Below are 12,084 nucleotides of genomic sequence, written 5' to 3' on the forward strand. Positions count from 1 at the left end.
GCCGCCACCTCCGATCTCGGCGGCGCGGCCGCCCCGGCCCGGTGGACCCTTCCCGGGCCGTCCTTTCCTCTTCCTCGGATCCGGGGGGATTCACTGCCTCGCTACACCCGACGCGTCTCGAAGACCTGGTCCGAGATGCTCGTGGCCCCGCACGTCGCGGCGGCCGCCCGCGCGATGCCCGTACGGCCGGCGCCTCCGGCCCCGGTCCCCGCGGACCCGACCACCTACGAGGGCGGTCCCACCTTCACCAGGGAACCCCGCGACGAGCTGTTCCTGCTCGCCGTCGGGAACTTCGTCTCGCAGCCCGCCGGTTACGAGAGCGGCGCGGAACGCGACGGGCGGTACGCGCGGCTCGTCGGCGAACTCGCCGTGGCGGACCCCGCGTGGACCGCCGGACTGCTGCGCTGGCTGCGCGGCGAGGGCAACATGCGCACGGCGTCCCTGGTGGGCGCCGCCGTGTACGTACGGGCCCGGCTGGCGGCCGGGGCGACCGACGGCCCCTCCAACCGGTCCGTCATCGACTCCGTACTCCAACGCGCCGACGAGCCGGGGGAGTTGCTCGCCCACTGGACCGCCACGTACGGGCGGACCGTGCCGCAGCCCGTGAAGCGCGGCATCGCCGACGCCGTGCGCAGGCTGTACTCGTCGCGGTCCCTGGTCAAGTACGACACCGCGTCCCACGCGTTCCGCTTCGGCGACGTGCTCAACCTGGTGCACGCCGCGCCCGACCCGGCCAAGCCCTGGCAGGGCGCCCTCTTCCGGTACGCCCTGGACCGCCGCCACCACCCGGAGACGGCCGTGCCGCCGGAGGCGGACCCCGTGCTCACCGCGCACCGCGCCCTCATGGAGCTGCCCGTGGACGAGCGGCGCGCCCTGGTCACCGGCCCCGGGGGCAGCGAGCGGCTCGCCGCCGCGGGCATGACGTGGGAGGCCCTGGCGGGCTGGCTGCACGGCCCGCTCGACGCCGCCGTGTGGGAGGCCGTGATCCCCGCGATGGGCCCGATGGCCCTCCTGCGGAACCTGCGCAACTTCGACTCCGCGAAGATCTCGGCCGGGGCCGCGGCCTCCGTCGCCGCCCGGATCTCGGACGCCGACGAGGTCGCCAGGTCCCGGCAGTTCCCCATGCGCTACCTGGCCGCGCGCAGGAACGCGCCCAAGCGGCGCTGGGCCGCCGCGCTGGAGGAGGCCCTGGGCCACTCGCTGGCCAACGTGCCGGCGCTGCCCGGCCGGACGCTGATCCTGGTCGACCGCTCGGACTCCATGTTCTGGGACGCCGTCTCCGCACGGTCCGAGCTCACCAGGGCGGCCGCGGCCGCCGTGTTCGGCAGCGCGCTGGCCCTGCGGGCGGAGCAGGCGGACCTGGTGGAGTTCGGCTGGTCCAGCAAGGAGGTGCCCTTCACCCGGGGCGAACCGGTCCTGGACGTGCAGAAGCGCTTCCACCGCCTGGGCGGCACCCACACCACGAAGGCCGTGCGCGAGCACTACCGGGGGCACGACCGCGTCCTGATCGTCACCGACGAGCAGGCCGCGCCCTGCCTCCCCGGGGGCCCGGCGGAACCGGTCCCGCCGGAGGTCCCCGTCTACACCTGGAACCTGGCGGGCTACCGGCCGGCCCACGCGCCCACCGGTCCGCACCGCCACACCTTCGGCGGGCTGACGGACGCGGCCTTCCGGATGATCCCCCTCATCGAATCCGGCCGACATGCCGGCTGGCCCTGGGCGGCGGACCTCAGCCGACCAGCCGGCGGCGCCAGTCCAGCGGGGTGACGGTGATGGCCCGGCCGGGGGTCCGGTCCCACGCGGTGGAGAGGCCCACCGCCTCCAGGGCCGTCACCACCTCGTGCCCCACGGCGGTCGTCGTCGCGGGGGAGCCGTCGAAGCCGCCGTACAGCAGGGTCAGTCCGTGGCCCGCGGCGGCGGAGTCCGTGCACTGGGTGTGGAAGTAGACGAAGCCCCGGGCGTCCGGGTCACCCTCCGCCCCGATCTCGGACTCGCCGCAGGTGCGGCAGCAGGTGAAGTGCTCGCGGGCCGTGATGCCGGCCTCCCGGAGGGACGCGAAGGCCCGGGTGAGGCGCTCCGGGTCCGTCTCGCCCCGCCAGTCCGCCTGCTCCGCGACGCGCTCCAGCCACATCCGGTCGGCCAGCGCCGTGGCCTGCTCGCGCGAGACCGGCCGACGGCCCTCGTCGACCAGGTACTCCTCGGCGATCTCGGCCAGGAAGGCACGGTCCGCGTAGCCGCCGACCAGCACCTCCCGGACGCGCTCCTCCAGCATCACGGCCTCGGCCTCGCCGAGGTCGAGCGGCGGCACCTCGCGGGCCGGTCCCATGTCCAGGAGCGACCATCCCGGTCCGGAGACCGCGTCGCTCTCCCCGCGCGCCCAGCGGGTCAGCACCGCGGCGACGTCCGCGGGCTCCTCGGCCGTCGTCCCGAAGTGCCGTACGGCGGCCCCGTCCCGGTGCTCCACCGTGTAGTCGCCCCCGGTCCGGTGCCAGACCTGGGCGAAGACGTCGGGCAGGTCCGGGATCCGCTGGAGCACCAGGAACCTGTCCCCCTCCTCGCCGATGCGCCGGACGAGCCCGGCCAGTTCCTCGGCGGACACGCGGACGTGCCGTTCCCCGTTCTCCGTCTTCACCACGATCTCGAGCATGCGCAGACTCTGGCACACGCCACCGACAGCCGGTCGCGGCGCCCTGGGGGTGCCGTGCCGACCGGGCCGGGCTCGCGGAGCCCGGCACCGCGCCGCTGATCCGGCCTGATCGACAAGACACCCCCTAGGCCCTCTCCCTGAGCGAGCGGACGTACGTCGCCGTCAGCGCCACCGCCCGGTCCTCGTCGCGCGCCAGGGACTCCAGGGCGCGTGACGCCGTGTCCCCCGGGATGTCCGCGAGGGCCTGCGCGAGCCGCCGGCGCACCGCCGGGTCGTCGCCCGCCGCCGCGAGGCGGGCGACGAGACCGGCCGCGATCCCGTCCGCCCGCCCGGGGCGCGCCGCCAGCGCGGCGAGCACGTCGGCCGCGTCGACGTCGTTCGTGGCCGCCACGACCATGTCGACGAGCGCCGGGACCGCCTCGTCCGCCCCGCGCGCCCCGAGCGCGACGGCCGCGTGCCCGCGGACCACGGGGTCGGTGTCCCCGAGGGCCTCGTGCAGCAGCGCGGTCGCCTCGTCGCCGGTGATCTCGGTCAGGGCCTCCACCGCACGCTCCCGCACCTCGGCCGTCGAAGAACGGAGGCCCTCCGCGAGGAGCGGGAGCGCCGCGCCGCCGCCCGGCTGCGCCAGCGCCCAGCGCAGGGCGCCGGCGACGTGCGGGTCCGTCTCGGTGAGGGCCGCCTCGACGAGCGCCTCGACGGGCACGGCGCTCTCCTCGCCCGAGGACAGCGCCGCGCGCTGCCGCCGGCCCGCGCTCTCCGAGCCCAGCCCGTGCAGGAGGCCCACGATCTGCAGGACCTCCTCCCAGTCCGACGGCTCCGCGGCGCCGATCCGGAGCAGCCGGGTGAGCAGGGCCGTCTCGGCCGCGATGCGCTCCCGCGTCCCGCGGACGAGGTCCTCGACGAGCTCCGCCGGCGCGAAGCCCGGATCGTCGAGCGCGCTCCCCACCTCCCGCAGCGACAGTCCGAGCGACCGCAGGCTCTCGATGTGGAAGATCCGCCGGATGTCCTCGCCGGAGTACTCGCGATAGCCCGACCCGGTGCGACCCGTCGGCCGCACCAGGCCCAGCGACTCGTAGTGCCGGAGCATCCGGGCGCTGACCCCGGACCGCCGCGCCACGTCGCCGATCCGCATGCGCTACCGCTCCTCCGGGCCGGTCGTCCCGAGCACCGCCACGCGCTTGGCCTCCTCGATCGCGAACTCGAACCCGGCGTCCGGGTCGTGGAGCAGCCGCTCCGTGGCGATCGCGTGCCGGCGCGCGCCCGGGGAGCCCTGCGCCGTCGCCTCCGCCAGCGTCGGCAGCGCGGCCTCGCCGAGGGCGATCAGCGCCCTGCTGAGGCTCAGCTGCGTCTCCCGCCCACCGCGCCCCAGCTGCGTCGCCAGCGCCCCGGCCAGCGCGGCCCGCTCCTCCTCGGGTGCCAGCACGACCGCCGCCCGCCACGCGCTCCGCGCCACCTCGTCGTCCGCGTCGGTCAGCAGCCCGTGCGTGATCGCCGGCCACGCGCGCGCGTCGCCGATCTTGGACAGGGTGTGCAGCGCCTGGCTCCGGGCCTGGGCCCGCTCCGAGCGGACCTCGCCGAGCAGCCCCGGGAGGGTGAGGTCCGGCGCGTGCCGGGTGAGGGCCCAGGTGAGCATCTCGCGCACCGAGAAGTCGGGCTCGACCGCGCAGCGGTCGACGAGGGCGCCGACGAACCGCGGGTCTGGTGCCGTACCGGCCGCGAGCGCCGCCCGGAGCCGCACCGACGCGCGGTCGTCCGCGAGGCCCAGGAGGGCGCGTGTCACGCCCGTGTCGTGTGTGGCCATGGTCATGGGGACCACCTCCTTGCCCGCAGTCAAGACCTTGTCATCGTGTCAAGGTCAAGCGCGGAGCCACGCCGACTCGGTGCGGCGGGGCGCCGCCGGCCCGCCCCTGGTGAGGGACCTACGGTCGGGCGAGCGCCACCGCGGCCGCGTACGAGGGGGCGACCCGCACGTCGGTGAGCGACCAGCCGGGTACCGGGGCCGGCTCGGGGCCCATGCCCGTGTACGTACGGTCGAGGCCTCCGGCGAGTCCCTCCCCGGTGCCCTTGAGGTAGGCCTCCTTGCGGGCCCAGCACTGCGCGAACGCGGCCGGCCGGGCCTCCGCGGGCAGCCGCGCGAACTCCTCGCGCTCCCTCGGGTGGAGGCTGTCCGCCACGAGGGTCGACACCTCGGCCTCCGGGTGCGCCTCGACGTCCACGCCCACGGGGGCGGCGGCGACGCCGACGAGCGCGAGGTCGCCGCTGTGCGACAGCGAGAAGTGGAGCCCCCCGCCGCGCACGGCCGGCCGGCCGTGCGGACCGCCGCAGACCGGGCAGTCCTCCCGGACGAACACCACCTGCTCCGGCCGGGTCCCGAGGTAGTGCCCGAGCAGCCGCCGGAGTCCGCTGTGGGCGGCGAGGTAGCGGGCCCGGTGGTCCTCCCGGATCAGGGCCTTCCACCGGCGGTGCTCCTCGGCGTCGAGGAGGGCGGGTGCGCCGGGGTCCTCCGCCATGGGCAGCAGCCACAGGGCCACCGTTCCGTCGGCGACGGGCAGGACGGCCGACTCCGGTGCCTCGCCGGCGCGCAGCACCCGTACGGGGGTGGTCTCCATGGTCATGCCACCATTCTGCACGGCCCGCCGGGCCTGTCCGGCCGCCGACCGGCCCGACCCGTCCCGCGTGCGCGGGCAGCGGCCGGCGGGCCGGAGCGGGCAGCCGGCCGAAGCGGTCACCTGCCGAAGCTGTCACCGGCCGAAGGCCTCAGCCGGTCGGCGTGCCGAACCATCTCGACAGCCCCGCGAACAGCTCCTGCTGGTCCTCGCCGGCCCAGGCCACGTGCCCGTCCGGCCGCAACAGGACCGCGGGCGCGTCCAGTTCCGCGTCGGCGTCGACGACGACGTCGACCCGGTCCGCCCAGCCGCCGGCCGACAGCAGGCCGGTCCGGTCGAGGAGGAGGCCGCGGCCCTCGTGCATCCGCTCGTAGAGCCGTCCCTGCTTCAGCTCCAGGTCGCGCAGCCGCCTCCCCACCGGCTCGTCGCCCCCGCCGAGGTCGTAGCGCACCGAGATCGCCGTGATCTTCTCGATCAGGTACCGGTTGACGTCCTCGAACTCCACGAGTTCGGCGAGCAGTCGGCGCACCGCCTGCGCCCCCGGCTCGGTCGACATGAGCTGGATCTGCGCCCGGGTGTTGTCCAGGACGTCCGCGGCCACCGGGTGGCGCTCGGCGTGGTAGCTGTCGAGAAGGTCCTCGGGCGCCCAGCCGGCGACCGCGGCGGCCAGCTTCCAGCCCAGGTTGAACGCGTCCTGGAGGCCGAGGTTGAGCCCCTGACCGCCGGTCGGCGGGTGGATGTGCGCCGCGTCGCCGGCGAGGAACACCCGGTCGACCCGGTACCGCTCGGCCTGCCGGGTGGCGTCCCCGAACCGCGACAGCCAGCGCGGTGCGTGCGCGCCGAAGTCGGTCCCCGCGGTCGCCCGCAGCTGCTCCTTGAACTCGTCGAGCGTCGGCGCGGCCGAGCGGTCCTCGGCCACCCCGCTCGCGGGCACGACGACCCGGTACACCCCGTCGCCCAAGGGCATGGCACCGAACCTGAGTTGCGTCTTGCGGACCTCCGCCATGACCGCGGTCAGCTCGTCCTGCGCGACGTCCAGCTCCATCTCGCCCAGCAGTGTCTCGACCCGGGAGGGCTCGCCGGGGAACGCGACGCCGAGCAGCCTGCGCACCGTGCTGCGGCCGCCGTCGCAGCCGACGACGTACCGGGCGCGGAGCTCCTCGCCGCCGGCCAGTCCGACGGTCACGCCGTCCGCGTCCTGGCTCAGCGCGACGACCTCGCGGCCGCGCCGGATCTCCGCGCCGGCCTCCACGGCGTGCTCCGCCAGCAGGCGCTCGGTGACCTGCTGCGGAATGGCCAGTACGTACGAGTGGGCGGTGTCGAGGCCGTCCGGCCACTTCTTCGCCAGCCCGGCGAAGAAGCCGCCGACCGCGACCTGCTGTCCGAGCGAGAGGAACCGCTCCAGCAGGCCGCGCTGCGCCATCACCTCGATGCTGCGCACGTGCAGGCCCTGCGCCCGCGACTGCACGGTCGGCTCGGCCTCCTTGTCCAGTACGAGTACGTGGACGCCGTGCAGCCGCAGCTCGCCGGCCAGCATCAAGCCGGTCGGACCGCTGCCCACAACGATCACGTCAAACATGGGTACCGCCCCGTTTCGATAGGTCGCGTCCGTTCGGCCGCCGTCGCCCGCGCACCCCGCGCCCTGCCGTGCGGGAGGGCCGCGGGCCGTCGATCTCCGCAGGTCAACGGCGACGGCTGCAGATTCTGCAGCACGACGGGGGCCTTGCCGCAAGGCCCCCTGTGCGCTATACCTTGAGAGTGGCGAGGAGATGTTCGAACTCCTTGCCCTTTTGCTTTTCATCCTCCGGCGCCTCCGGAGCGGCCGCCCGCGGTGCCGCCCGTCCGGCCGCGCCCGTCCCCCGAACGCCTCGGACGCCCCCGACCACTCGCGTGTTACTGGTTGGTAGGGCATGCTGGCGGCCAACCATCCACACGGCCGGGGGCTGAGGCAGCGGTGACGACTTTCGAGGAACAGACCACGGTGCACGCGTTCCGGGACGACGCCCTGGGCGAGCACGACGCCGTCGGACTGGCCGCGGCGATCCGCCGCGGCGAGGTCGGGGCCGCCGAGGCCGCCCGGGACGCGGCCGCGCGCGTACGGGAGGTCGAATCCCGGCTCCACGCGGTCCAGACGTACATCGACGCGCCCTCGCCCGCCGGATCCCCGGCCACCGGGGCCTTCGCCGGGGTGCCGACCTTCGTCAAGGACAACACCGACTACCTGGGCCTGCCCACCGGCCACGGCAGCGCGTCCTTCACCCCGCGCCCCGCCCGCGCTCACGCCCCCTTCGCCCGCCAGCTCCTGAGCAGCGGCGTCACGGTCCTCGGCAAGACGCGGCTGCCCGAGTTCGGGTTCAGCCCCTCCACCGAGTACGAGGGCGCCGAACCCGTCCGCAACCCGTGGAACACCGGCTACTCGGCGGGCGGTTCGTCCGGCGGAAGCGCCGCGCTCGTCGCCGCGGGAGCGGTGCCGATCGCCCACGCCAACGACGGCGGCGGGTCGATCCGGATTCCCGCCGCCTGCTGCGGACTCGTCGGCCTCAAGCCGACCCGCGGCCGGGTCGTGACCAACGCCCAGAGCGGCCGGCTCCCGCTGGACATCGTCTCCGACGGCATCGTCAGCCGCTCCGTACGGGACACCGCCGCGTTCCTCGCCGCCGCCGAGACCCACTGGCGGAACCCGAAGCTGCCGCCCGTGGGGCTCGTCGAGGGCCCGTCCGGGCGCCGGTTGCGCATCGGGTACCTGATCGACTCGCCGAACGGCGTCCCGGCCGACGCCGCGACCCGCGCGGCCGTCCTGGACACCGTCGCCACGCTCGAACGGCTCGGCCACACCGTGGAACCGGTCGAACTGCGCCTCGACCCGCGCTTCACCGAGGACTTCCTGACCTACTGGGGGATGCTCTCGTTCCTTCTCGGCGTCACGGGCCGGACCCTCGGCCAGGGCTTCGACCGCAGCCGGATGGACGGCCTCAGCCGGGGGCTGCGCGAGGAGTACCTGAAGGGCTGGCGGACCACGCCGGGCGTGCTGCGGCGGCTGAGGCGCACGAAGGAGGCGTACGCGGCGGCCTTCCGCGGACTCGACCTCGTCCTCACCCCCGTACTGGCCCACACCACCCCGAGGATCGGCCACCTCAGCCCGACCGTGCCGTACGCGACGCTGGTGGGGCGGATCCTCGCCTACGTCGCCTTCACCCCGGTCAACAACGTCGTCGGGACGCCGTCGATCTCGGTTCCCGCGGCCACCGCGACCGAGGACGGGCTGCCCGTCGGGGTGATGTTCTCCGGTCGTCCCGGCAGCGAACGCACCCTCCTGGACGTCGCGTTCGGCCTGGAGGCGGACCGCCCGTTCCGACGCGTCCAGGACGTCTGACACGGCCGGCGCGGCCGGGCACCCCGAGGTGCCCGGCCGCGCCGGTCCGCGTTCCGCGGGCGATCAGCCCGCGTCGTCGAGGGCCCGCTTCAGCTGCGCCTTGTTCATCTTCGAACGCCCGTCGACGTTCCGGCGCCTGGCCTCCTCGTACAGCTGCTCGTAGGTGCGCCCCCGGGCCCCGCTGTGGGAGCGCCGCCCGCCGCGCTCGCCGGACGACATGTCCTCCAGGGAGAGCCGGCTCGCGGTCTCGGACTCGCCGTGCCGGGCGCGCTCCTTGTTCACGGTGCGGGCGGCGATCTCCGCGGCGCGCTCCTCGCTCTCGCCGCGCCGCTCGGCACTCTCCTTGATGTGCTCGTACTGCCGCTCCCGCTTGGGGCTCGATCCGCGAGGCATGACGTGCTCCTTCCCGTGGGACCCGCCGCCGGTAGGCGCCGGTCGCGCGTGCACCGCTCTCCGTGCCGGTGGCCGGGCGGCACTCGTGCGGCTACCCGCCGCCGAGGACCGTACGCACCGGACCCCCGGCAGCCGGGTCAGTCCTCCCGCTCCACGGTGTGCCGGGCGCGGGCCCAGAACGGCAGCGCGAACCAGCACAGGAGGTACCAGGCGAGGACGGCGCCCACCAGCCACGGCACGAATTCGTTGTCGGTGGCGACCCGGAGGATGAGGACGAGCGCGCTGGTGAGGGTGGCGACCAGCAGCAGGATCCCGGTGAAGGTCAGCCGGGAGGCCCAGTCGACCGCCTTGTGCTTGATCTGCCGCCCCGAGACGATCCGGTGGAAGGACACCGGGCCGATCAGCGCGCCGGCGGTGAGGAAGCCGAGTACCACCGTCAGGACGTAGATGGCCTCGTCGGTCGGACCGAGCTCGGCGTACCGAGGGGTGAACACGACCGTCAGGAGGAAGCCCAGGAGGATCTGGACGCCGGTCTGCACGACGCGTATCTCCTGCAGGAGGTCCTGCCACTGGCGGTCGGCGCGCTCGTCCGGCGTCTCCTGGCGCCCGCGGGGGCCGTCGTCCGTTCCGGGACGTGCGCCTCCGCCGTCCTGCGAGGATCTCTCGGCTCCACGCCGGTCCTCCTCCACCCGCACGGTCTCCCCGTGTCCGTGCTCGCGGTCCGTCATCCGTCTCACCCTCCGGTTCGAAGGGCCCGTGTGGGCCCGGGTCGTAGCACGCGTGTTCCCCATCGGGCCGGTCGCAGCCGTTCCGGCGCTCCTCTTCGTCGGTTCGTACAAGAATCCGGTCGGGAGCCGGCCCGAGCAGCGGCGGATACGCCACACGGCCGACGGCCTCCGTTCGCCGCGGCCGGACTCCCCGGCGTATCGTCGGCCTCAGCTCGGAAAGCTGCGCCGACGGGAACCGGGGTGCCGGATGCCAAGGGATGCGACGGGGACGGACGTGGCCGGGCCCGACCCGGGACCCCGCCTGACGGCCGAGGTCCGGTGGCGCGGCGAGACGGCCGTCGTCACGGTCACGGGGGAGCTGGACCGCGACTCCCAGGCGCTCCTGCACACCGTGCTCACCGAGGTCCTGGACCGGCGTCCCGAGCGGGTCGTCGTGGACTGCGCCCTCCTGACGTTCTGCGATTCGACCGGGCTGAACCTCCTGCTCACGACGCGGCTGGAGGCGACCGCGGCCGGCAGCCGGCTGGAACTCGCCGCGCTGCGCCCGCCCGTCGACCGGGTCTTCGACGTCACCGGTGTCGTGGCGGTCTTCACGGTGCACGCCGAGCTGCCCGCGGAGCTGGCCGAGGGGGAGCAGCCGTGACGAAGGACGGCGGCGCGCGGCGGAGGCACCCATGACGGAACCCGTCCGGGCCAGGGGCCAGATCCGGCGGCTCGTCCTGCGGAGCGGAGAGTCCGTGGTCGCGCGGTGCCGCGACTTCTGCCGGGTGGCGCTCGGCGACTGGGACTGGCCCGGCCCACCGCGGGACACCGGGCTTACGGCGGAGGAGCGGGACCTCGCGATCGAGGACGTGCTCCTGATCGTCTCGGAGGCCGTCACCAACGCCTGCCTGCACGCGGGCGGTCCCACGGAGCTCGTCGTCCGGCTCGTCCCCGCCGGTCCGCCGCGGGGAGACGGGGACGGGGCGGCGCCCTCGGCCGGGAACCTGCGGATCGAGGTGCACGACCGGAGCAGCAGGGTCCCGGCGTTCCGGCCCCGGGGTGCGCCGGGCCAGCCCGGCGGCAACGGCCTGATCGTGATCGACCGGCTCGCCCGGGCCTGGGGGACCGTGCCCCGGGCCGAGGGCGGGACCGGCGAGCTCGGCAAGGCCTTCTGGATGGAGGTGGCGCCCCCGGTCCCGGAGAACGGCCCGCCGCCCGCCGGCGAGGCGTCGCGGGCCGAGCCCGGCTGAGCCGCCGGGGGAGGCCCGCGAGGCTACCCCGCCCGACGAGGCGCGCGACACCTCCGCGGCCCCGGACCCCGGTCCCGTCTCCCTGGCCGGACATGCCCGGCGGCCCCGGGTGCGGAGGGCACCCGGGGCCGCCGGGACGGCGTCAGACCTCCGTCAGTTCGGTCCGCAGGCCGCCGAGGATGCGGCTGAGCAGGCGCGACACGTGCATCTGCGAGAGGCCGAGGCGTTCACCGATCTCCGCCTGCGTCAGCTCCTCGCCGAACCGCAGCGCCAGGATCGTGCGGTCGCGCTCGCCGAGGGCGGCGACGAGGGGCTTGAGCGCCTCCAGGTTCTCGATCTTCTCGAAGGCGTCGTCGTCGCTGCCGAGGGAGCGGGCGAGCATGCCGGGGCCGCTGTCGTCGTCGTCCGCGGGAACGTCGAGCGACCGGCTGGTGAAGCCGTTCGCGGCGATCCGGCCCTCGCGCAGCTCGGCCTGGGTGAGATGCAGGCGGTCGCCCAGCTCGGCGGAGGTCGGCGGGCGTCCCAGCTCCTGTTCGAGGGCGTCCCCCGCCTTGGCCAGGTCGAGCCGCAGCTCCTGGAGCCGCCGCGGTACGTGCACGCTCCAGCCGGTGTCCCGCAGGTGGCGCCTGATCTCGCCGAGCACGGTCGGCAGCGCGAAGGACATGAACTCGTTGCCCCGCGCGGGGTCGAACCGGTTGATGGCCTTGATCAGACCGACGGTGCCGACCTGGACGATGTCCTCCCAGGACTCGTTGGAGCGGCGGAAGCGGGTCGCGGCGTACTTGACCAGGCTGAGGTTCAGCTCGACGAGGGTGTTGCGCACGTACGAGTACTCCGCCGTGCCCTCCTCCAGCGAGCACAGTCGCTCGAAGAGGCCGATCGACAGCGTGCGGGCGTCCGCGGTGCTCACCGCCAGCGGGTCGGCGATCTCCGGGAGCCCGGCCAGGGGCTCGGGAACGCGACGGACGGACCCACGGGCGCTCGGCGCTGCCCGGTGGACCCGGCCGGCCGACGGGCCGCGGCTACGGACGGTGGTGCGGTGGTTCGTCATCAAGGCTCCTCGTCGGAGGGCCCCCATGGGCCTCTACCCGCTCTCGTCGGCCGC

Annotated in this window: 12 protein-coding genes; 4 read left to right on the top strand and 8 right to left on the bottom strand. The window is 75.1% G+C overall.

The features are described from left to right. Window positions 1–174: 174 nt before the first annotated feature. Entirely contained in the window at window positions 175–1,767 is a 1,593-nt protein-coding gene (locus ACY0MR_RS32050) for a TROVE domain-containing protein (protein ID WP_473561943.1), read from the top strand. Here ACY0MR_RS32050 and ACY0MR_RS32055 read toward each other — a convergent pair. The 5 genes from ACY0MR_RS32055 to rox form a co-directional block, all read right to left on the bottom strand. Then, window positions 1,730–2,647: a DUF6891 domain-containing protein gene (locus tag ACY0MR_RS32055; RefSeq protein WP_403310497.1), complete on the bottom strand. Its 918-nt coding sequence runs from the start codon at window positions 2,645–2,647 to the stop codon at window positions 1,730–1,732. The two genes, ACY0MR_RS32050 and ACY0MR_RS32055, sit on opposite strands and share 38 nt — an antisense overlap. 124 nt (window positions 2,648–2,771) lie before the next feature. Continuing rightward, a complete protein-coding gene (locus ACY0MR_RS32060) occupies window positions 2,772–3,779 on the bottom strand; it encodes a HEAT repeat domain-containing protein (RefSeq protein ID WP_473556843.1) in 1,008 nt (335 codons plus the stop codon). A 3-nt stretch (window positions 3,780–3,782) separates the two neighbouring features. Then, complete coding sequence (locus ACY0MR_RS32065; RefSeq protein ID WP_388796736.1) at window positions 3,783–4,454, bottom strand: HEAT repeat domain-containing protein; 672 nt, start codon at window positions 4,452–4,454, stop codon at window positions 3,783–3,785. Window positions 4,455–4,566: 112 nt separating this feature from the next. Next, window positions 4,567–5,262: a 4'-phosphopantetheinyl transferase family protein gene (locus tag ACY0MR_RS32070; RefSeq protein WP_473556845.1), complete on the bottom strand. Its 696-nt coding sequence runs from the start codon at window positions 5,260–5,262 to the stop codon at window positions 4,567–4,569. A gap of 142 nt (window positions 5,263–5,404) precedes the next feature. Further along, window positions 5,405–6,832, bottom strand: a complete 1,428-nt coding sequence (gene rox, locus ACY0MR_RS32075; protein WP_473556848.1) for a rifampin monooxygenase — start codon at window positions 6,830–6,832, stop codon at window positions 5,405–5,407. Between the two features lie 375 nt (window positions 6,833–7,207). On the opposite strand from rox, the gene ACY0MR_RS32080 reads away from it, so the two are divergent. Beyond that, window positions 7,208–8,626, top strand: coding sequence for an amidase (locus ACY0MR_RS32080; protein WP_404083280.1), 1,419 nt, complete (start codon window positions 7,208–7,210; stop codon window positions 8,624–8,626). A 63-nt stretch (window positions 8,627–8,689) separates the two neighbouring features. On the opposite strand, the gene ACY0MR_RS32085 is transcribed toward ACY0MR_RS32080, so the two are convergent. Together ACY0MR_RS32085 and ACY0MR_RS32090 are read right to left on the bottom strand one after the other, a co-directional pair. Then, complete coding sequence (locus ACY0MR_RS32085) at window positions 8,690–9,019, bottom strand: plasmid stabilization protein (RefSeq protein WP_361863393.1); 330 nt, start codon at window positions 9,017–9,019, stop codon at window positions 8,690–8,692. 137 nt (window positions 9,020–9,156) lie between these two features. Then, on the bottom strand, window positions 9,157–9,747 hold the full coding sequence (locus tag ACY0MR_RS32090; protein WP_473556850.1) for a DUF6328 family protein: 591 nt from the start codon (window positions 9,745–9,747) through the stop codon (window positions 9,157–9,159). A gap of 247 nt (window positions 9,748–9,994) precedes the next feature. Here ACY0MR_RS32090 and ACY0MR_RS32095 point away from each other — a divergent pair, with 247 nt between their 5' ends. Both ACY0MR_RS32095 and ACY0MR_RS32100 read left to right on the top strand, forming a co-directional pair. After that, entirely contained in the window at window positions 9,995–10,390 is a 396-nt protein-coding gene (locus ACY0MR_RS32095) for an STAS domain-containing protein (RefSeq protein WP_473556853.1), read from the top strand. A 31-nt stretch (window positions 10,391–10,421) separates the two neighbouring features. Continuing rightward, window positions 10,422–10,979, top strand: a complete 558-nt coding sequence (locus ACY0MR_RS32100) for an ATP-binding protein (RefSeq protein WP_473556855.1) — start codon at window positions 10,422–10,424, stop codon at window positions 10,977–10,979. A gap of 142 nt (window positions 10,980–11,121) precedes the next feature. Here ACY0MR_RS32100 and ACY0MR_RS32105 read toward each other — a convergent pair whose 3' ends face one another. Further along, entirely contained in the window at window positions 11,122–12,030 is a 909-nt protein-coding gene (locus ACY0MR_RS32105; protein ID WP_473556857.1) for a SigB/SigF/SigG family RNA polymerase sigma factor, read from the bottom strand. Between the last annotated feature and the right edge of the window lie 54 nt (window positions 12,031–12,084).

It is taken from the genome of Streptomyces sp. JN8 (assembly GCF_055808075.1).

What these genes read in the sequence shown, in the direction of transcription:
- ACY0MR_RS32050 (WP_473561943.1), top strand. Translation starts at nt 175, where the DNA reads ATGCCCGTACGGCCGGCGCCTCCGGCCCCGGTCCCCGCGGACCCGACC.
- ACY0MR_RS32055 (WP_403310497.1), bottom strand. Translation starts at nt 2,647, where the DNA reads ATGCTCGAGATCGTGGTGAAGACGGAGAACGGGGAACGGCACGTCCGC.
- ACY0MR_RS32060 (WP_473556843.1), bottom strand. Translation starts at nt 3,779, where the DNA reads ATGCGGATCGGCGACGTGGCGCGGCGGTCCGGGGTCAGCGCCCGGATG.
- ACY0MR_RS32065 (WP_388796736.1), bottom strand. Translation starts at nt 4,454, where the DNA reads ATGACCATGGCCACACACGACACGGGCGTGACACGCGCCCTCCTGGGC.
- ACY0MR_RS32070 (WP_473556845.1), bottom strand. Translation starts at nt 5,262, where the DNA reads ATGACCATGGAGACCACCCCCGTACGGGTGCTGCGCGCCGGCGAGGCA.
- rox (WP_473556848.1), bottom strand. Translation starts at nt 6,832, where the DNA reads ATGTTTGACGTGATCGTTGTGGGCAGCGGTCCGACCGGCTTGATGCTG.
- ACY0MR_RS32085 (WP_361863393.1), bottom strand. Translation starts at nt 9,019, where the DNA reads ATGCCTCGCGGATCGAGCCCCAAGCGGGAGCGGCAGTACGAGCACATC.
- ACY0MR_RS32090 (WP_473556850.1), bottom strand. Translation starts at nt 9,747, where the DNA reads ATGACGGACCGCGAGCACGGACACGGGGAGACCGTGCGGGTGGAGGAG.
- ACY0MR_RS32095 (WP_473556853.1), top strand. Translation starts at nt 9,995, where the DNA reads ATGCCAAGGGATGCGACGGGGACGGACGTGGCCGGGCCCGACCCGGGA.
- ACY0MR_RS32100 (WP_473556855.1), top strand. Translation starts at nt 10,422, where the DNA reads ATGACGGAACCCGTCCGGGCCAGGGGCCAGATCCGGCGGCTCGTCCTG.
- ACY0MR_RS32105 (WP_473556857.1), bottom strand. Translation starts at nt 12,030, where the DNA reads ATGACGAACCACCGCACCACCGTCCGTAGCCGCGGCCCGTCGGCCGGC.